The sequence below is a fragment of the Pseudonocardia sp. HH130630-07 genome, from assembly GCF_001698125.1.
In the GTDB taxonomy this organism is placed as follows: Bacteria; Actinomycetota; Actinomycetes; order Mycobacteriales; family Pseudonocardiaceae; genus Pseudonocardia.
This window is the reverse complement of sequence record NZ_CP013854.1, coordinates 3,304,312-3,321,177: the sequence shown is the minus strand read 5'-3', so window position 1 is coordinate 3,321,177 and position 16,866 is coordinate 3,304,312. Positions and strand designations below refer to the sequence as shown.

Annotated in this window: 16 protein-coding genes; 7 read left to right on the top strand and 9 right to left on the bottom strand. The window is 75.3% G+C overall.

Annotated features, from left to right (window positions below):
* Positions 1-73 precede the first annotated feature (73 nt).
* Positions 74-844, top strand: a complete 771-nt coding sequence (locus AFB00_RS16140) for a site-2 protease family protein (protein ID WP_068797928.1) — start codon at positions 74-76, stop codon at positions 842-844.
* On the opposite strand, the gene AFB00_RS16135 is transcribed toward AFB00_RS16140, so the two are convergent.
* The 6 genes from AFB00_RS16135 to AFB00_RS16110 are packed head-to-tail and all read right to left on the bottom strand — an operon-like array spanning position 813 to position 6,744.
* Positions 813-1,379 carry an NUDIX hydrolase gene (locus AFB00_RS16135; RefSeq protein ID WP_068797927.1) on the bottom strand — a complete coding sequence of 189 codons (567 nt, stop codon included), beginning with the start codon at positions 1,377-1,379 and terminating at the stop codon, positions 813-815. The two genes, AFB00_RS16140 and AFB00_RS16135, sit on opposite strands and share 32 nt — an antisense overlap.
* The gene (locus tag AFB00_RS16130) at positions 1,373-2,746 is read right to left on the bottom strand and encodes a coenzyme F420-0:L-glutamate ligase (protein ID WP_068797926.1); all 1,374 of its coding nucleotides are present in this window, start codon (positions 2,744-2,746) and stop codon (positions 1,373-1,375) included. Before AFB00_RS16130 ends, AFB00_RS16135 begins: the two co-directional genes overlap by 7 nt.
* Positions 2,739-3,752: a 2-phospho-L-lactate transferase gene (gene cofD / locus AFB00_RS16125; protein WP_068797925.1), complete on the bottom strand. Its 1,014-nt coding sequence runs from the start codon at positions 3,750-3,752 to the stop codon at positions 2,739-2,741. The genes AFB00_RS16130 and cofD overlap by 8 nt, the downstream gene beginning before the upstream one ends.
* A gap of 29 nt (positions 3,753-3,781) precedes the next feature.
* Positions 3,782-4,699, bottom strand: coding sequence for a DNA-3-methyladenine glycosylase family protein (locus tag AFB00_RS16120; protein WP_068797924.1), 918 nt, complete (start codon positions 4,697-4,699; stop codon positions 3,782-3,784).
* Between the two features lie 7 nt (positions 4,700-4,706).
* On the bottom strand, positions 4,707-5,777 hold the full coding sequence (locus AFB00_RS16115; protein WP_068797923.1) for a sugar phosphate nucleotidyltransferase: 1,071 nt from the start codon (positions 5,775-5,777) through the stop codon (positions 4,707-4,709).
* A gap of 46 nt (positions 5,778-5,823) precedes the next feature.
* The gene (locus AFB00_RS16110; RefSeq protein WP_269466012.1) at positions 5,824-6,744 is read right to left on the bottom strand and encodes a glycosyltransferase family 2 protein; all 921 of its coding nucleotides are present in this window, start codon (positions 6,742-6,744) and stop codon (positions 5,824-5,826) included.
* A 384-nt stretch (positions 6,745-7,128) separates the two neighbouring features.
* Between AFB00_RS16110 and AFB00_RS16105 the strand changes: the two genes are divergently transcribed.
* The 3 genes from AFB00_RS16105 (at position 7,129) to ilvA (ending at position 10,778) form a co-directional block, all read left to right on the top strand.
* On the top strand, positions 7,129-8,688 hold the full coding sequence (locus AFB00_RS16105) for an LCP family protein (protein ID WP_083275562.1): 1,560 nt from the start codon (positions 7,129-7,131) through the stop codon (positions 8,686-8,688).
* Positions 8,689-8,710: 22 nt separating this feature from the next.
* Positions 8,711-9,466: a TIGR03089 family protein gene (locus AFB00_RS16100; protein WP_068797922.1), complete on the top strand. Its 756-nt coding sequence runs from the start codon at positions 8,711-8,713 to the stop codon at positions 9,464-9,466.
* A 76-nt stretch (positions 9,467-9,542) separates the two neighbouring features.
* Positions 9,543-10,778 carry a threonine ammonia-lyase IlvA gene (ilvA, locus tag AFB00_RS16095; protein ID WP_068800362.1) on the top strand — a complete coding sequence of 412 codons (1,236 nt, stop codon included), beginning with the start codon at positions 9,543-9,545 and terminating at the stop codon, positions 10,776-10,778.
* Here the strand turns inward: ilvA and AFB00_RS16090 are convergent.
* On the bottom strand, positions 10,768-11,745 hold the full coding sequence (locus AFB00_RS16090; RefSeq protein ID WP_068797921.1) for an NAD(P)H-dependent flavin oxidoreductase: 978 nt from the start codon (positions 11,743-11,745) through the stop codon (positions 10,768-10,770). The two genes, ilvA and AFB00_RS16090, sit on opposite strands and share 11 nt — an antisense overlap.
* 143 nt (positions 11,746-11,888) lie before the next feature.
* On the opposite strand from AFB00_RS16090, the gene AFB00_RS16085 reads away from it, so the two are divergent.
* Both AFB00_RS16085 and AFB00_RS16080 read left to right on the top strand, forming a co-directional pair.
* Positions 11,889-12,572, top strand: a complete 684-nt coding sequence (locus AFB00_RS16085; RefSeq protein WP_068797920.1) for a TetR/AcrR family transcriptional regulator — start codon at positions 11,889-11,891, stop codon at positions 12,570-12,572.
* 79 nt (positions 12,573-12,651) lie between these two features.
* Positions 12,652-13,947 carry a lipopolysaccharide biosynthesis protein gene (locus AFB00_RS16080; RefSeq protein WP_068797919.1) on the top strand — a complete coding sequence of 432 codons (1,296 nt, stop codon included), beginning with the start codon at positions 12,652-12,654 and terminating at the stop codon, positions 13,945-13,947.
* Here AFB00_RS16080 and AFB00_RS16075 read toward each other — a convergent pair.
* Together AFB00_RS16075 and AFB00_RS16070 are read right to left on the bottom strand one after the other, a co-directional pair.
* Positions 13,940-14,890 carry a squalene cyclase gene (locus tag AFB00_RS16075; protein ID WP_068797918.1) on the bottom strand — a complete coding sequence of 317 codons (951 nt, stop codon included), beginning with the start codon at positions 14,888-14,890 and terminating at the stop codon, positions 13,940-13,942. The genes AFB00_RS16080 and AFB00_RS16075 overlap by 8 nt on opposite strands.
* A 40-nt stretch (positions 14,891-14,930) precedes the next feature.
* Positions 14,931-16,085, bottom strand: a complete 1,155-nt coding sequence (locus tag AFB00_RS16070) for an acyl-CoA dehydrogenase family protein (RefSeq protein WP_068797917.1) — start codon at positions 16,083-16,085, stop codon at positions 14,931-14,933.
* Positions 16,086-16,146: 61 nt separating this feature from the next.
* Between AFB00_RS16070 and AFB00_RS16065 the strand changes: the two genes are divergently transcribed.
* Positions 16,147-16,842 (top strand): TetR family transcriptional regulator, encoded by a 696-nt coding sequence (locus AFB00_RS16065; protein ID WP_068797916.1) that lies wholly within the window; start codon positions 16,147-16,149, stop codon positions 16,840-16,842.
* Positions 16,843-16,866: the final 24 nt, after the last annotated feature.

Here is a 16,866-nt window from a genome sequence, read left to right as displayed (position 1 = left end):
GCGTGCAAGCCGCCTCTGCCGAACGAGTGACGGGGTGCGTGCCGGTGTTTGGCGCGTCCGGGAGGATGGGTACGTGCCTGCTCTCGCCCGACGCATCAGCCCGTGGTTCCTCCTGCTCGTCGGCATCACCGCGCTGGGCGGTGTGCTCGCCGCGGTGGCCGTCCCGGCCGGATCGGACGCGCTGGCGATCGCCGGGGTCTTCGTCATCGTGCTGGGCGGATGGACCGTCTCGCTGTGCCTGCACGAGTACGGCCACGCCATCACCGCCTACCGCGGCGGCGACACCTCGGTGGCCCTCAAGGGCTATCTGACCCTCGACATCCGGCGGTACACCGATCCCGGGTTGTCGCTGGTCCTGCCCCTGATCATCCTGCTGATCGGGGGGTTGCCGCTGCCCGGCGGCGCGGTCTGGATCAACCAGTGGGCGCTGCGCTCGCGGGGCTGGCGCTCGGCCGTGTCGCTGGCCGGACCGGCCGCGAACCTCGTCGTCGGGATCGTGCTGATCGTCACGGTGGCGGTGTTCACCTCGATGCCACCCCCGCTCGCGGCCGGGCTGTCCGCGCTGGCGCTGTTCCAGATCGTCGCCGTCGTGCTCAACCTGCTGCCGGTGCCCGGCCTGGACGGCTGGGGCGCGATCGAGCCGTTCCTGTCGGTGCCCGCGCAGCGCTTCGGCGCGAAGGTGCGGCCGTGGGCCCCGCTCGCGCTGCTCGGCGTGCTGCTGTTCGTGCCCGGGATCAGCACGCTGTTCTTCGCCGCGACCCAGCTGCTCTACTCGCTGGTCGGCGGCGACTCCCAGCTGGCCGGGCAGGGGTTCAGCGCGTTGTTCTTCTGGCGGTACCTGTAGCGGCGCCGGTGGCCGCGGCGACCATCGTCGCGACGGTGTCGCCGTCGCCGGGCAGCCCGTCGACCGGCCACCAGCGCAGGTCCAGCGACTCGTCGCTGATCCGCGGGACCGCCCCCGCCGGCGCCCGGACGAGGTAGCGGACGTCCAGGTGACGGGTGGGGACTCCGAGCGAGCAGGTGACGGCGTGCACGTCGACGTGCAGCGGGTGCTCGCCGATCTCCAGGCCGTCGATCCCGGACTCCTCGGCCGCCTCCCGCAGCGCCGCGTCGCGCAGCCCGGCGTCGCCGGGCTCGCAGTGCCCGCCGAGCTGGATCCAGCGCCCCACCCTGGGGTGCAGGGTCAGCAGGGTGTGCGTGCCGTCCGCGTCCAGGACCAGCGCCGACGCGGTCAGGTGGCCGGGCACGCAGGACCGGTCGCAGGCGTCGTCGGGGCGGGCGTCGAGGAACGCCAGCAGGGCCTGGCGCAGGGCCCGCTGCCCCTCCCCGGCCGGGTCCCACGCGCCCAGCTCGCGGGCCGCCGTCGCCGCGGTCACCACTCGATCAGCCCATCGCCCGGGTCCCGGGGTTCGCGCGGTACGAGCGGCTCGCGCGGCACCCCGACGGCCACCGCGCCGAGCGCCTCCCAGTCCGCGGGCAGGTCCAGCGCCTTCCGCGCCACCTCCGGGGCGAAGATCGTCGACCCGACCCAGCACGACGCCAGTCCCTCGGCGGCCAGCGCCACCAGCAGCGACTGCACCGCGGCACCACCCGCGACGGTGAACATGTCCCGCTCGCTCGCGTCCCGGGGGTCGTCACCGTCACCCGAATAGGTGTGCATCCCCTCGCGGGCGCGGAAGGCCAGCACCACCTCCGGGGCCCGGCGCAGCAGGTCCCCGCGGGCGAGCCGGCGCTCGACCTCCTCCGGGCCGCGGCCGTCGGCGACGAGATCGTCGCGCCAGCGCTCGCGCAGCGCGTCCAGCACCGCGCCCCGGCGATCGGGGTCCCGCAGCCACACGAACCGGAACGGGGTGCTGTGGTGCGGCGCGGGCGCGGTGAGCGCGGTGCCCACCGCACGGCGGAGCGCGTCCGGGTCGACCGGCTCGTCGGTGAAGTCGCGGGTGCTGCGCCGCAGCAGCACCGCCTCCCGGCGGCCGCGGGCCATCGCCTCCTCCGCCCCGAGCCAGAACAGGTCGTCGGCGACCGGGCGGACCAGGTCCCGGGCCGCCGAGCCGTCGTCGGCCAGCTGCAGGCCGCGCACGACGGCGACCGGCATCGCGCCCAGCTTGCCCTTGACCAGGTCGGCCGCGGCGGCGATCTCGTCGGCGACGGCGACCTCGGTGACCACCAGGTCGTTGCCCTGCGCGTCGACGGCACCGGCGTAGCCGTGCAGCACCGGGATCCCGGACGAGCCGATGGCGGCGTCGGTCTGCCCGACCCGCCAGCTCCGGCCGAGCGTGTCGGTGACGACCACGCCGACCTCGACCCCCAGGTGCTCGCGCAGCCCGGCGCGCAGGCCGGCCGCGCTCGCGTCCGGGTCGGCGGGCAGCAGCGCCAGCTCGTCGCGGCGCACGTTGGAGCCGTCGATCCCGGCGGCGGCCTGCACGATGCCGAGCCGGCCCGCCACGATCGCCATCCGCCCGCGCCGCGCCACCACCCGTTCGGTCTCGGCGTCGACCAGGCGGCGACGCAGCGCGTCGCGCTCCGCGTCGTCGGCCGGTGCCGGGACCAGGCGCCCCTCCACCTTGGAGAACACCTTCGAGGTGACGACGACGACGTCACCGTCGCGCAGCCAGGGCGCGGCCCCGGCGAGGGCCGCGGTGAGGTCGTCGCCGGGACGGAACTCGGGCAGGCCGGGCACCCCGAGCACCTCCAGCCGCTCCGCGGCGTGGTCCGGGTGGGCGCTGCCGGGCCGCGGCTCAGACACGCACGCCCGCCAGGTCGAGGGCGGCGCGGACCATGTCGGCGGTGGCGTCGTGGTCGGTCATCAGCAACGGGACCTCGCGCACCGTGGCGCCCGGCAGCTCGCAGCCGTCCCCGGTGTGCACCAGGTAGCCGTCGAGCAGGCCACCCTCGCCGCGGCCGCCGTAGTGCCGCCCGACGCCCGCCGCGCTGGTCTCGACACCGATCGCGGCCAGGCAGGCGTCGGCCATCCCGCGGACCGGGCGGCCGCCGACGATCGGGCTCACCCCGACGACCGGCGCCGGGGTGCTCGCGAGCGCCTGCGCGACACCCGGCACCGAGACGATCGTCCCGATCGAGACGACCGGGTTCGACGGCGCGACGAGCACGACGTCGGCCTCCGCGATCGAGGCCCGCGCGGCCGGCAGGATCCCGGCCTGGTCGGCGCCGACCGAGGCGAAGCGGTGCGCCGGCGGCGCGGCCCGGTGCTTGATCCACCATTCCTGGAAGTGCACCGCGACCTGGTCCGGGGCGTCGGAGTCCGCGGGGGCGTCCGGGGAGTCGATCACGACGTGCGTCTCGACCCGGTCGTCGGTCGCGGGCAGCAGCCGGACCCCCGGCTGCCACCGGTGGCACAGCGCCTCGGTGACCTGCGACAGCGGGTACCCGGCCCGCAGCATCCGGGTCCGGACAAGGTGGGTGGCGACGTCGCGGTCGCCGAGCCCGAACCAGGCCGGCTCGGCCCCGTAGGCCTCCAGCTCGGCCCGGACCGACCAGGTCTCCTCCGACCGGCCCCAGCCCTTCTCGACGTCGATCCCGCCGCCGAGGGTGTACATGCAGGTGTCGAGATCGGGGCAGACCCGCAGCCCGTGCAGCCAGATGTCGTCGCCGACGTTGACCACGGCGTCGATCGAGTGCGGGTGGCCGTCGCCCGCGCTCCCCGGCCCGACCGGGGGGAGCCCGAGAGCCGCCTTCACGCCTTGCAGGAAGCGGGCCCCACCGACCCCGCCGACCAGAACGGTGACCTTCACAGGGCGGACCCTACGTCCGTCGGGGCTGCTCACAGCGCCCGGTAGTCCCGCGGGGAGAACCGGGGCCCGAACCGGGGGCGCCGGAACCCCGACGCCTCGATGTAGCGGACCGCGCGCTGGCGCTGCGGCGCGTACGGCGCGAGCACCTCGAGCAGCCCGGCGTCGTCGAGATCGTGCCCGAGCAGCGCCCAGCCGACGGTGTTCGGGACGTGGAAGTCCCCGAAGCTCACCGCGTCCGGGTCGCCCCAGGCGCGCTGGGCGACCTCGGCCGCGGTCCACACCCCGATCCCCCGGATCCGGCGCAGCAGCGCCCGGCCCGCCTCGCCGCCCAGCTCGGCGGCGCGCTCCAGCCGGTGCGCGACGACGGCCGCGTGCAGGATCGCCGAGCGCCGCGCGTGGTCGACCCCGGCGCGGTGCCACTCCCACTCCGGGACCTCGCGGATCCGTTCCGGGGTGGGCGGCACCCGCATCCCGTCCGGGACGACGCCGGCCGGTCCGGGCGCCGGGTCGCCGAAGTGCCACGCCAGCTCGCGGAACGAGCGCCGCGCCTCGGTGCCGGTCACCTTCTGCTCCAGCACGGCGGGCAGCAGGGTGTCCCACACCCGTCCGGACGCGCCGAGCCGCAGCCCGGGGCGGCGGCGCACCGCGTCGGCGACGACCGGGTGGTGCGCGGTGAACCCGGCCGGATCGTCGTCGGCGCCGAGCAGCGACGGCAGCCGGTCGACCTCCCACCCCGCGCCGGGGCCCCAGCCGCTCGCGCGCACGGTCCCGTCCGGGCGGCGCCGGATCGCGACGGTGGCCGGGCCGTCCGGGGTGGTCGAGACCCGCCAGATCACCCCTCCATCGGCGACGGTGCGCCAGGTCGGGTCGCCCCGGCCGCGCCGCAGCGGCGCCAGAACCCCGTACAGGTCGAGGGGGAACGGCGGGCGCCACTCGCGGTCGCGCACCGGGGGCTCACACGTCCGGCGAGAACCGCACCCCGTGCGGCGGGAGCGACACGTCCGGCCAGATCCGCATGTCGTGGCGCAGCTCGCAGTGCGCCCCGACGACGGCCCGGTCGCCGACGACGGTGTCCCGCACGCTCGCGCCCTCCTGCACCACCGCGCCGGCCCCGATCACCGAGTTCTCGACGACGGCCCCGCCGGCGACGACGGCGCCGTCGAACAGCATCGAGCCCTCGACCCTGGCCCCGGAGCCGATCCGGGCGCCGCGGCCGACCGTCGACCCGCCGAAGACGAACGCGTCGGCCGCCACCTCGGCGCCCTCGAGGACCATCGACTCCCCGGTCGGGCCGGGCAGCGCCGCCGACGGGGCGACCCCGCGGACCAGGTCGGCCGAGCCGTGCACCAGGTCACCGGGGGTGCCCATGTCCCGCCAGTACGCGACGTCGACGTGCCCCTGCACGTGCGCGCCCGAGGCCAGCAGCCCGGGGAAGGTCTCCCGCTCCACCGAGACCGGGCGCCCGGCCGGGATGGAGTCGATGACCTCGCGGCGGAAGACGTAGCACCCGGCGTTGATCTGGTCGGTCGGCGGATCCTCGGTCTTCTCCAGGAAGTCCAGCACCCGGCCGCTCGCGTCGGTCGGGACGCAGCCGAACGCCCGCGGGTTCTGCACCCGGACCAGGTGCAGCGTCACGTCCGCGCCGGAGTCCCGGTGCGTCGCGGCGACGGCCTTCAGGTCGGTCCCGGCCAGCACGTCACCGTTGAAGATCATCACGTGTTCGGCGGACAGCGCGTGGGCGACGTTGCGGATCCCCCCGCCGGTGCCCAGCGGCTCGGTCTCGGTCACGTAGGTCAGGTCCAGGCCCAGCGCGGAGCCGTCGCCGAAGTGCTCCTCGAACGTCTCCGCCAGGTAGCTGGTGCCCAGCACGACCCGCCGGATCCCGGACTCCCGGATCCGGGACAGCAGGTGCGCCAGGAACGGCACCCCCGCCGTCGGCAGCATCGGCTTGGGCGCCGACAGCGTCAGTGGCCGCAGCCGGGTGCCCTTGCCCCCGACCAGTACGACCGCCTCGACATCGTGCACCGCGGTTCCCCCTCGGTCTCGTCTCGTCCGGGCCAGGGCCCGGGTGTCAGCGTCCGCCCCGGGTCGCCAGGCCCGACCGCACGGCCAGGCCCGCCCGCAGCGCGGCCCGCAGCGGCGCGCGGAGCGGACCGGGGTTCCGGTCCGCCAGGTAGCGGTAGGCGCTGCGGTGGTGCTCGGCGAGCATCCGCGCCGACACCTCCTGCTTGCCGGTGGACGCACCCCCGACGTGCATCACCTCGGCCGAGGGTACGTAGACGTTGCGCCAGCCGGCGCGGCCCAGCCGCTCGCCGAGGTCGGTGTCCTCGAAGTACATGAAGTAGCGCGGGTCGAACCCGTCGACCGAGTCGAACGCGGCCCGGCGCAGCAGCAGGCACGACCCGGACAGCCAGCCGGCGTCACGCTCGGTGACGTCGTCGCGCTCCCTGCGGTAGGCCGCCGAGAACGGGTTGCCCGGCCACACCGTGCCGAGCGCGGCGTGCCCGGCCCCGGTGACCAGGGACGGGACCTCCCGCGCCGACGGGTAGACCGCGCCGGACGGCTCGCGCACCAGCGGCCCGAGCGCACCGGCCCGCGGGTGCCGCCGCCCGGCGTCGAGCAGCAGGTCCAGCGAGCCGGGGGCCCACTCCAGGTCCGGGTTGGCGACGACGACCCAGCCGTACCGGTCGTCGAGCGCGGCGACCCCGCGGTTCGCGGCGGCGCCGTAGCCGACGTTCTCCCCGATCGGGAGGAACGTCACGCCGGACCGCTCGCGGGCGGCCCGCTCCGGGGCGCCGTCGACCGAGCAGTTGTCCGCCAGCACCACCGGGACGTCGTCCCGCACGGTCGCGGTCCGCAGCGAGTCGAGGAACCCGTCCAGCAACGGGCCGGGCGAGTAGGTGACGGTGACCACGGCGAGCCCGTCGCCGTAGGCACGCCCGCCCGCACTCACGTCCTGCGCCCCGCTGCCGGGCGCCTCGCCGTCCTGCACAGCCGTGCACGCTAGCGAGAACGCACACCCGGCGCGGCGGCGGGACCACCGACCGGCTCTCGTCGCGATCGCGAACGTCACACCGCGTGGCCGGGCCGCGCCCGGCGACAGCCTCCCCCGAACCGGCGACACGCTCGTCATCTGCGACGACGGTCCGCATCCGGGGATCACCCTCAAGGAGCAGCGGGGTACGGCGTCCGGGCGAGGGCACGCGACACGCATGCCGCAACGGCCTGCCCCGGCCGTCGGCATGCTGCACCCTGGGCGAAACCGGCGGTCATACCCACCGACGTGTGGCGACCGCCCGGGTTCGGTCACGACACCCGGCCGGGTGACCACCGGCCCCCGACACGTCCACGTCCCACCGCACCGAGGGAGGCGAGCATGCGCGAGCTGTACGACCGGCCCCGCCCCCCGGCGGCGGAGCGTGCCGCCGCCCGCCGGGCCGCCCGTCCGCCGGCCCCGGCCCGGCCCGAGCGCTCCCGCGGTTCCGGCGACCGGCGGCCGTCCGGTGGTGGCGGGTTGCGCTGGCTGCACCGGTTCCGGGTGCTGGTCGCGGTGCTGTCGGCGCTGACCGTGCTCGCCACCGGGGCCGTCTGGGCCCTGTACCGCGACGTCACCGGCGGCATCACCACCAGCAACCTGCTCTTCGGGGGGTCGGCGGGCGGTGAGCAGAACATCCTGCTCGTCGGCGTGGACAGCCGGACCGACGCCCAGGGCGATCCGCTGCCCGACGAGGTGCTGGCCGAGCTGCGCAGCGGCGCCGAGGCCGGGGTGCTGAACTCGGACACGATCATCGTCGTGCACGTGCCGGCCGACGGCGCCGGCGCGACCGCGTTCTCGATCCCGCGCGACGCCGAGGTGCAGATCCCCGGCCTGGGCCGCAACAAGATCAACGCCGCCTACCCGCAGATGAAGGCCGAGGCGGCGAACCGCCTGGTCGCGGACGGGATGAGCGACCCGAAGCAGGTCGACCAGCAGTCGTCGCAGGCCGGACGGCAGGCGTTGATCGAGACCGTGCAGCAGCTGACCGGCCTGGGCATCGACCACTACGCCGAGGTCAACCTGCTCGGTTTCTTCAACCTCACCCGGGCCGTCGGCGGCGTCGACGTCTGTCTGAAGGCACCGGTGTCCGACGCGTTCTCCGGCGCGGACTTCGCGGCCGGCCCGCAGAGCATCTCCGGGGCGGACGCGCTGGCCTTCGTCCGGCAGCGGCACGGCCTCGCCGGCGGCGACCTCTCCCGGATCAACCGGCAGCAGGTCTTCCTCGCCGCCGTCGCGAAGAAGGTCCTCTCCTCCGGGACCCTGACCGACCCGGGCAAGCTCGGCGCGCTCGTCGACGTCGTCCAGGAGTCGGTGGTCATCGACAGCGGGTGGGACGTCCTGGCCTTCGCCCGGCAGGCGTCGCAGATCGCGGCCGGGCAGATGACCTTCCTCACCGTCCCGACCGGCGGGCCGGAGGACACCCGCTCCGGCGACGTGCTGAGCATCGACCCGCGCGAGGTCCAGGACTTCGTCTCCCGGCACACCGATCCGGCACCGGAACCCGCGCAGGCACCCGAGCCCGGGACCGGGCAGGCACCGCCGGCCCCGGTCGTCGCCGACGTCGGCAACGGCTCCGGCCAGACCGGGCTCGCCGCGCGGGTGGCCTCGACCCTCGGCCAGAACGGCATCACGTCCGGTGCGGTCAGCAACGCCCCGGACCGGACCACCACCGTCGTGCGCTACAGCCAGGCCGACGGCGACGCTGCGGCGCGCCGGGTGGCCGACGCCCTCGGCGGGGTCGGTGTCGAGCAGTCCGACGCCGTCGGCCAGGGCCGGGTGCAGGTGCTGATCGGTACGGACTTCGACCCGTCCGACGGCGCCGGCGGCCCGTCCGCGGCCCCGGCGCCGGGCCCCGCCGCCCCGCCGATCACCGCGGGCGACGTCCCCTGCATCGACTGAGCCCGGGTAGCGTCGGCGCCCGATGACGACCGTGTTCGGCTCCGGCCTGTTCCTCACCGACGCCCTGCTGGGCCCGGCGCTCGGCGCCGCGGCGGCACGACCGCTGTTCACCCACTACGACGACGCCTCCGGCGAGCGGATGGAGCTGTCCGGGACGACGACGGCGAACTGGACGGCGAAGGCCGCCAACCTGCTGCGCGACGAGTGCGACGTCGAGCCGGGCACCCGGGTCGCCGTGCTGCTGCCCGCGCACTGGCAGACCGCGGCCGCCCTGCTCGCGGCCTGGTCCTGCGGGGCGGAGCTCGTCGGCGACCCGGCCGCCGCGGACCTGGTGCTGGCCGACGCGGCCCGGCTGGACACCGCGCTCGCCGCCGGGGCGGACACCACCGTGGCGTTCTCGCTGGACGCCTTCGGCCGCGGGATCAGCGGGCTGCCCGCCGGGGTGCTCGACTTCGCCTCCGAGGTCCGGGTGCACGGCGACGACTTCGTGCCGTGGGACCCGGTGGACGACGCGGCGCCGGCCTGGGACGGGGCGAGCGGCGCCGAGGTGCTCGCCGCGGCCCGGGACCGGGCCGTCGCACTGGGCGTCGCCGCCGGGGACCGGGTGCTGTCGACGACCGCCTGGGACTCCCCCGACGGCCTGCGCGACGGGCTGCTGGCCGTGCTCGGCGCCGGCGCGTCGCTGGTGCAGGTGGTGAACCCGGGACCGGACCCGTCGGTGCTGCGGCGCCGGGCGGACACCGAGCGCACCACGGTGCGGCTGTCCTCCCTGGTGTGAGGCCCGGACCGGCGTCGTGAGACTCTGGTCGACCGTGAACGCCAACCCCTCCACCGTGACCGCGGCCGGCGGCCGGGTGAGCGCCCGGGACGTCGACGACGCGGCGGCCCGGCTGCACGCCGTGATCGGCCCGACCCCGCTGCAGCTCAACCCCCGTCTGTCCGACGCGATCGGCGGCGAGGTCTGGATCAAGCGCGAGGACCTGCAGCCGGTCCGCTCGTACAAGATCCGGGGCGCGTACAACCTCATCGCCCAGCTGCCCGAGGCCGACCGGGCCGCGGGTGTGGTCTGCGCGAGCGCCGGCAACCACGCCCAGGGTGTCGCCTTCGCCTGCCAGCGGCTCGGCGTCCGGGGCCGGGTGTACCTGCCGGGGACCACGCCGCGGCAGAAGCGCGACCGGGTCGCCCGGCTCGGCCGCGACGCCGTCGAGGTCCGGGTGGTCGGCAACACCTACGACGAGGCCGCCGCCGCGGCCCGGGCCGACGCCGAGTCCACCGGCGCCACCCAGGTGCCCGCGTTCGACGACCCGCGCACCGTCGCCGGTCAGGGCACCATCGCCCGCGAGATCCTGGCCCAGCTCGCCGACCCGCCGGACGTGCTGGTCGTGCCGGTCGGCGGCGGCGGGCTGCTCGCCGGGGCCGTGACCTACCTGGCCGAGCACTCGCCGTCGACCCGGATCGTGGGCGTCGAGCCCGCCGGGGCGGCGAGCATGGCCGCAGCGCTGGACGCCGGGGAACCGGTGGAGCTGGGATCGCTGGACCCGTTCGTCGACGGGGCCGCGGTGCGCCGGGTGGGCGCGGCCACCTTCGACGTGGTCCGCGGCTCGGGCGCCGAGCTGCTCGCCGTGCCCGAGGGGCGGATCTGCGTCGAGATGCTCGCGCTCTACCAGTCCGACGGGATCATCGCCGAGCCCGCCGGGGCACTGTCCCCCGCGGCGCTGGCGATGCTCGACATCCCCCGCGACGCGACCACGGTCTGCCTGCTCTCCGGCGGGAACAACGACGTCAGCCGGTACGCCGACATCGTCGAGCGGGCGCTGGTGTTCGAGGGCCGCAAGCACTACTTCCTCGTCGAGTTCCCGCAGGAGCCCGGCGCGCTGCGGCGCTTCCTCGACGACGTGCTCGGCCCGGACGACGACATCACCCTGTTCGAGTACACCAAGCGCTCCAACCGGGAGACCGGGCCGGCGCTGGTCGGGATCGAGCTGGGATCCCCGGACGACCTGCCGGCGCTGCTGAAGCGGATGGCGGAGTCCCCGCCGCACATCGAGCAGATCCCGCCGGACAGCCCGCTGTTCGGGTTCATCCTGTAGGGGCCGGGTCCCGGCCCTGCGGCACCCGGTCACCGAGCCCGCGCAGCGCCGCGTCGTACTCCTCGGCGAGCCGGTCGACCAGCTCGGCCGTGGTCCCGGCCCGCTCCACGTCGGCGATGCCCTGGCCGGCGCCCCAGACGTCGCGCCACGGCCGGGGGCCGGGCCGGTCGTCCGGTGCGCTGCCGAAGTCCATCAGGGTGGGGTCGGTGCCGGTCGCCGGGACCGGGTCGAGCCCCGCCGCCTCGATGCTCCCGCGCAGGTAGTTGGCCGGGACGCCGCTGAACCGGCTGGTGTAGACGATGTCGGCCGAGGACGAGCCGAGGACCATGTCCTTGTACGCGGCCGCGGCCCGGCACTCCCGGGTCGGCAGGAACGCCGAGCCGACGTAGGCGAGATCGGCCCCGGCGGCGACGGCGGCCAGCACCGACGCCCCGTGCGCGATCGCACCGGAGAGCGCGAGCGGCCCGTCGAACCAGCGCCGGATCTCGCGGACCAGTGCGAACGGCGACAGCGTCCCCGCGTGCCCCCCGGCCCCGGCCGCCACCGCGATCAGCCCGTCCGCGCCCTTCTCGACGGCCTTGCGGGCGAAGCGGTCCGTCGTCACGTCGTGCAGGACCAGCCCGCCGTAGGCGTGCACCGCCTCGTTCACCTCGGCCCGGGCGCCCAGCGAGGTGATGACGACCGGCACCCGGTGCTCGGCGACGGTCGCCAGGTCGGCGTCGAGCCGGTCGTTGCTGCGGTGCACGATCAGGTTGACCGCGTACGGCGCCGCCGTCCCGGCGGTCCCGGCGATCTCGGCGAGCCAGTCGCCCAGCTCGCTCTGCGGCCGGGCGTTGAGTGCGGGGAACGAGCCGATCACGCCGGCCCGGATCTGGGCGGCGACGAGTTCGGGCCCGGACACGATGAACATCGGGGCGGCGAGCACCGGGACCCGCAGCGGCGTGTCGAGCGGGGGCGGGAGGGCCATGACTGCACCTCTTCGGCATCGGAGCGGCGGCATCGGGTCGCGACGACGAGCGGACCACCGGCTGAACGCTGACTGACCGCTCGTACGGTCAACATAAGTGACCGTACGAGCGGTCGGCAACCCGTCGCGGTTATGCTCGGCCCGTGGCCAGGGCGAGCTCGCGGGACGCGATCCTGCTGGTGTTCGCGGAGATGGTCGCCGACCGGGGCTACGCCGAGACCAGCATCGCCGACGTCGCGACGGCGCTCGGGCTGAGCAAGGGCACCGTCGTCCACCACTTCGGCGACAAGCAGAGCATGCTGGGCGAGCTGCACGCCGCCTACTTCACCCGCCGCTTCGCCGAGGTCGACCACGTGCTGGCCGAGCTGCCGGACCCGGTGGACCGGCTGGTCGCGCTCATGTACCTGATGCTCGTGGCGCACCGCGACGACCGCGCCGCGACGCTGGCCTGCCTGCGCGAGCTGGTCCGCTACCTGACCGGCGAGCTGCACGGGTACGTGCACCGGCAGCGGGAGCGGTTCACCGGCGTCGTCGTCGACACGCTGGTCGCCGGGCGCACGGCGGGCGCGCTCACCGTGGACGACCCGGAGATGACCGCGCTGCAGATCTTCGGCATGTGCAACTACGCCTGGACCTGGTACCGGCCCGACGGCCGGCAGACGGTCGAGGAGATCACCACCGTCTTCGCCTCCGGCCTGCTCCGGGGCCTGAGCAGCGACGCGACCGGACCGTCGGACGTCGGCGCGCGGGTCGAGCGGGCCGCGCGCGTCGTCCGGTCGGCGCCGGGACGGCTCCCCGCACCCGCCCCGGCCGGACCGCCGGCCTGACCCGCCCGGGCGCGGGAACGCCGGTCGGCCGGATCCGGTGCCCGGCCCGGGGCCCGTCCTGCCGTAGCGTTGCGTCGCGATGACCTCCCCGCCCGCGACCGCCCGCCGCCGCGGTGACGGGATCGGTGACTCCGTCGCCCTCACGCTGACCTCGGCGTTCAACTCGGTCGCCGGGCTGCTCGGGGTCGTCATCGCGGCCTGGGTGATGCCGCAGGCCGAGGTCGGCCGGGCCACCGAGTTCGTGTCGGCCATGCAGCTGATCGGCGGTGCCGCACAGCTCAACCTCGGTATCGGGATCATGCGCTGGCTCCCGGGCGCCGGGCGGAAGTCCGTACGGCTGGTGTTCGGCACGCTGCTGCTCGTCATGCCGCTGTCCGGGCTGGCCGGCCTGGTCTACGGCCTGGTCGTCCCGCGGGTCGCCGAGGTCGCCGCCGGCGACCGGCCGTTCGCCTGGGGACTGGCACTCCTGGTGCTGGCCTGCGCCGGCTGGGGCGTGTTCGTCGTGCACGACTACGTGCTCGTCGCCACCGGGCGGCCGTGGCTCGCGGTGTGGCGCGGCGGCACGTTCGCGCTCACCCGGGTCGTGCTGCTCGGCGTGCTCGGTGCGGCGTTCGCCGCCGAGGGCATGGTGCTGTCCTGGGCGATCCCGGTCGTGCTGTGGACGGCGGCGGGGACCGTCCTGCTCTGGGTCGTCGTCCGCCGGTTCGCCGCCGCCGACACCGACCGCACCGGGGACCTGCCGAGCCGCCGGACGATGGTCGCCTTCCTGGCGCCGACGGCGATCGCCCAGTTCGGCGCGGTGCTGCTCTACAACCAGATCCCGCTGCTGGCGAACTTCCGGATGGGCAACGCGATCGGCGCGGTCTTCTTCGTCGCCTGGCAGGCCACGGTCGTCGTCGACACCGCGGCGGTGTTCTTCACCAACTCCCTCGCCGTCGCGACGGCGCGGGAGCCGCACCGCGCGGCCGAGCTGGCCCGGCTCACCCGGCGCCGGATGCTGCTGGTGTTCGTGCCGCTGCTGGCACTGGGCGCGCTGCTCGGCGGGCCGGTGCTGGGCGTGCTGGGCGCGGGCTACGCCGTGGGGGCGCCGATCGTCGCCGCGCTCATGGTCGGCGTGCTGTTCCGGCTGGTGGTGGTGTTCGAGCTGGCCCGCCGCCAGGCCGACGGCGACGGCACCGGGTTCGCCCGGCTGGCCCTGCTCAACTGCGGGCTGGTGGTCCTGTTCGCCTGGCTGGTCCCGCTGCCGGTGCCCGGGACGGTGCACCCGGCGCTGGTGATGCTGCCGTTCGTGATCGGGTACGTCCTCGTCCAGGCCGGCTTCGCGGTGTACCTGCTGCTGCGGGACCGGCGGATCGGGCGGCGTCCGGTCAGCTGAGGTCGTCCCACCAGGTGAGGACGCGGGTGGCGTACAGCGTCAGCCACCGCGAGGGTTCACCGGCGGGGACGTCGACCTCGAACCACACCGCGCCGGGGTCGCGCTCGCCGTTGCGCCACCGGCCGTCCGCACCCCGGGCGGCCCGGACGACGTCGACGGCCCCGGCCAGCCGCGGGTCCGGCACACCACCGTCGAGAGCGTGCGCGCGCCGGAAGTGGTCGGTCGCCCGCAGCACGTCGAAGCGCCAGCGGAACGGATAGGCGAACCGGTCCACCCACGGCCCGACCCGCTCCCCGGTGCTGCGGCGGTACAGCAGCTCGCGGGTGAGCAGGTACTCCTCCCCGGTCCGGCGGGCCTCCCGGGTCTCCGGGGTGCCGCCGGTCGCGGTCTCGTGGGCGAGCAGCCCGATCAGCGAGTTGAGCGTCGAGTGGAACGACGAGCGCCGGGCACCCTCGACCCACTCGCAGTTCCAGCCGCCGTCGTCGAGCCGGTGGTCGGCGAACCACCGGGCGAGCCCGGAGACGTCCCGGCCGAGCCACACCCCGTTCGCGAGCGTCGAGGCGTTGATGCAGCAGTCGACCTCGCCGTCCCAGTACGGCAGGTCCTCGTACTCCCAGCGGCAGGTCGCGTCGAGCAGCTCGGCGGTGCGCCGGGCGTGCAGGACCGCGGGGTCCAGGCCCCACTCCCGCAGCGTGGTCAGCGACCAGGTGGTCGCCGTCCACGCCTGGCCGGGGACGTCCGGGGCCGGGACCGGGAAGTACGCGCCACCGGCCCAGCGGCCGTCGGGATCCTGGAGTGCGAGCAGCCGGGCGCCCCATCCCTCGTGCGCGACCCGGGCCCGGGTCGCCCGCCACCGCGACGGCGGAGCACCGGCCAGGTCCCGCTCGACCTGCCAGCGCAGGGCGGGATCGGAGTCGAGCAGCCAGTCCAGGACGCCGGTCACCCCGCGACGGTAGCGGTCCGGCGCCGCGGTGCGGACCGCCTCACTTCAGCAGGTTGCGCGCCATCACCATGCGCTGGATCTGGTTGGTGCCCTCGTAGATCTGGGTGATCTTCGCGTCGCGCATCATCCGCTCGACCGGGAAGTCCCGGGTGTACCCGGCCCCGCCGAGCAGCTGCACGGCGTCGGTCGTCACCTGCATCGCGGTGTCCGAGGCGAAGCACTTGGCGGCCGAGGAGATGAACCCGAGGTCCGGCTCGCCCCGCTCGGCGCGCGAGGCGGCGACGTAGCAGAGCTGCCGGGCGGCCTCGACCTTCATCGCCATGTCCGCGAGCATGAACTGCAGGCCCTGGAACTCCGCCAGGTGTCTGCCGAACTGCTTGCGCTCCTTGAGGTACCCGGTCGCGACGTCCAGGGCGCCCTGGGCGATCCCGACGGCCTGCGCCCCGATCGTCGGACGCGTGTGGTCCAGCGTGCGCAGCGCCGTCTTGAAGCCGGTGCCCTCGGCGCCGATGATCCGGTCGGCCGGGATCCGGCAGTTCTCGAAGTGGATCTCACGGGTGGGTGAGCCGTGGATGCCGAGCTTGCGCTCCTTCGTCCCGACCACGAAGCCGGGGTCGTCGGCGTGCACCACGAACGCGGAGATGCCGTTGGCCTTCTTCTCCGGGTCGGTCACCGCCATCACCGTGTACCAGGTGGACTGCCCGGCGTTGGTGATCCAGCACTTGGTGCCGTTGAGGACCCACTCGTCGCCGTCGCGGCGGGCCCTGGTCTTCATCGACGCCGCGTCCGAGCCCGCCTCGCGCTCGGAGAGGGCGTAGCTGACCATGGCCTCGCCGGACGCGACCGAGGGCAGCACCTGCTTCTTCAGCTCGTCGGACGCGGAGAGCAGGATCGGGGTCAGCCCGAGCCCGTTCACCCCGGGGATCAGCGACGACGACGCGCAGACCCGGGCGACCTCCTCGATCACGATGCAGCCGGCGAGCTCGTCGGCACCCTCACCGCCGTAGACCTCGGGGACGATCACCGCGTGGAAGCCGGCGCGGGTCAGCGCCTCCTGGGCCTCGATCGGGTAGCGGGCCTGCTCGTCGACGTCCGCCGCGTGCGGGGCGATCTTCGACTCCGCCAGGTCCCGCACCGCGGCGCGCAGGGCCTGGTGCTCGTCGCTGAGCCGGAAGCTGTCGAAGTCGCTGTTCATACCGACCGATGCTAACGGCACTCCGTGCCACCCAGCAACGCCGGTTGCTACCCTCCGTGCCATGACGACCAGCACCCGTCGGGGGCGTTCCGCCGAGGGACGCGCCGAGGTCCGGCGCCGGCTGGTCGCCGCCGCGGCGCGGCTGTTCACCGAGCGCGGCTACGACGACACGACCGTCGACGACATCGCCGCCGCCGCCGAGGTCGGCCGGCGGACGTTCTTCCGCTACTTCCACGGCAAGGAGGACGCGCTCTCCCCCGACCACGAGCGCGGGCTCGCCCGGATCTCCGAGGTGTTCGACGACGCCCATCCCGGCGAGCCGCTGCCGTCACTGGTACTGCGTGCCGCGGAGACGGTCTTCGACCTCTACACCGACGATCCCGACGTCGCCCGGCTCCGGTTCGCGCTGGTCGGGTCGGTCCCCGCGCTGCGCGACCGCGAGGCAGCCTCGGTGCACCACTACCGGCGGTTGTTCACCCGCGAGCTGACCGCCCGGCTGACCGGGCGCACCGACGGCGAGCTCGTCGCGGCGGTGACGGCGGCGGCGCTCGTGGCGGCGCACAACCAGGCCCTGCGCCGCTGGCTGGCCGACGGTGCCCGGCCCGCGGACCTGGCCACGTGGGTGGCCCACTTCCGGAAGGTGGCGCCGATGCTGCCGCTGGCGGAGAACCGGCCGGCCGAGCCCGACCTGGAGTCGGTGACCCGGCGCCTGGAGCGGGCGGCGCAGGCGCTGGAGCGGGACCGGCACCCGGGGTGACCGGGCGGTCCGGCGCCGTCGCGC

Bases quoted from the DNA above. Each gene is read 5' to 3' on its own strand.
- AFB00_RS16065 (WP_068797916.1), top strand. From the start codon at position 16,147: ATGACGACCAGCACCCGTCGGGGGCGTTCCGCCGAGGGACGCGCCGAG.
- AFB00_RS16100 (WP_068797922.1), top strand. From the start codon at position 8,711: ATGACGACCGTGTTCGGCTCCGGCCTGTTCCTCACCGACGCCCTGCTG.
- AFB00_RS16070 (WP_068797917.1), bottom strand. From the start codon at position 16,085: ATGAACAGCGACTTCGACAGCTTCCGGCTCAGCGACGAGCACCAGGCC.
- AFB00_RS16090 (WP_068797921.1), bottom strand. From the start codon at position 11,745: ATGGCCCTCCCGCCCCCGCTCGACACGCCGCTGCGGGTCCCGGTGCTC.
- AFB00_RS16105 (WP_083275562.1), top strand. From the start codon at position 7,129: ATGCGCGAGCTGTACGACCGGCCCCGCCCCCCGGCGGCGGAGCGTGCC.
- AFB00_RS16080 (WP_068797919.1), top strand. From the start codon at position 12,652: ATGACCTCCCCGCCCGCGACCGCCCGCCGCCGCGGTGACGGGATCGGT.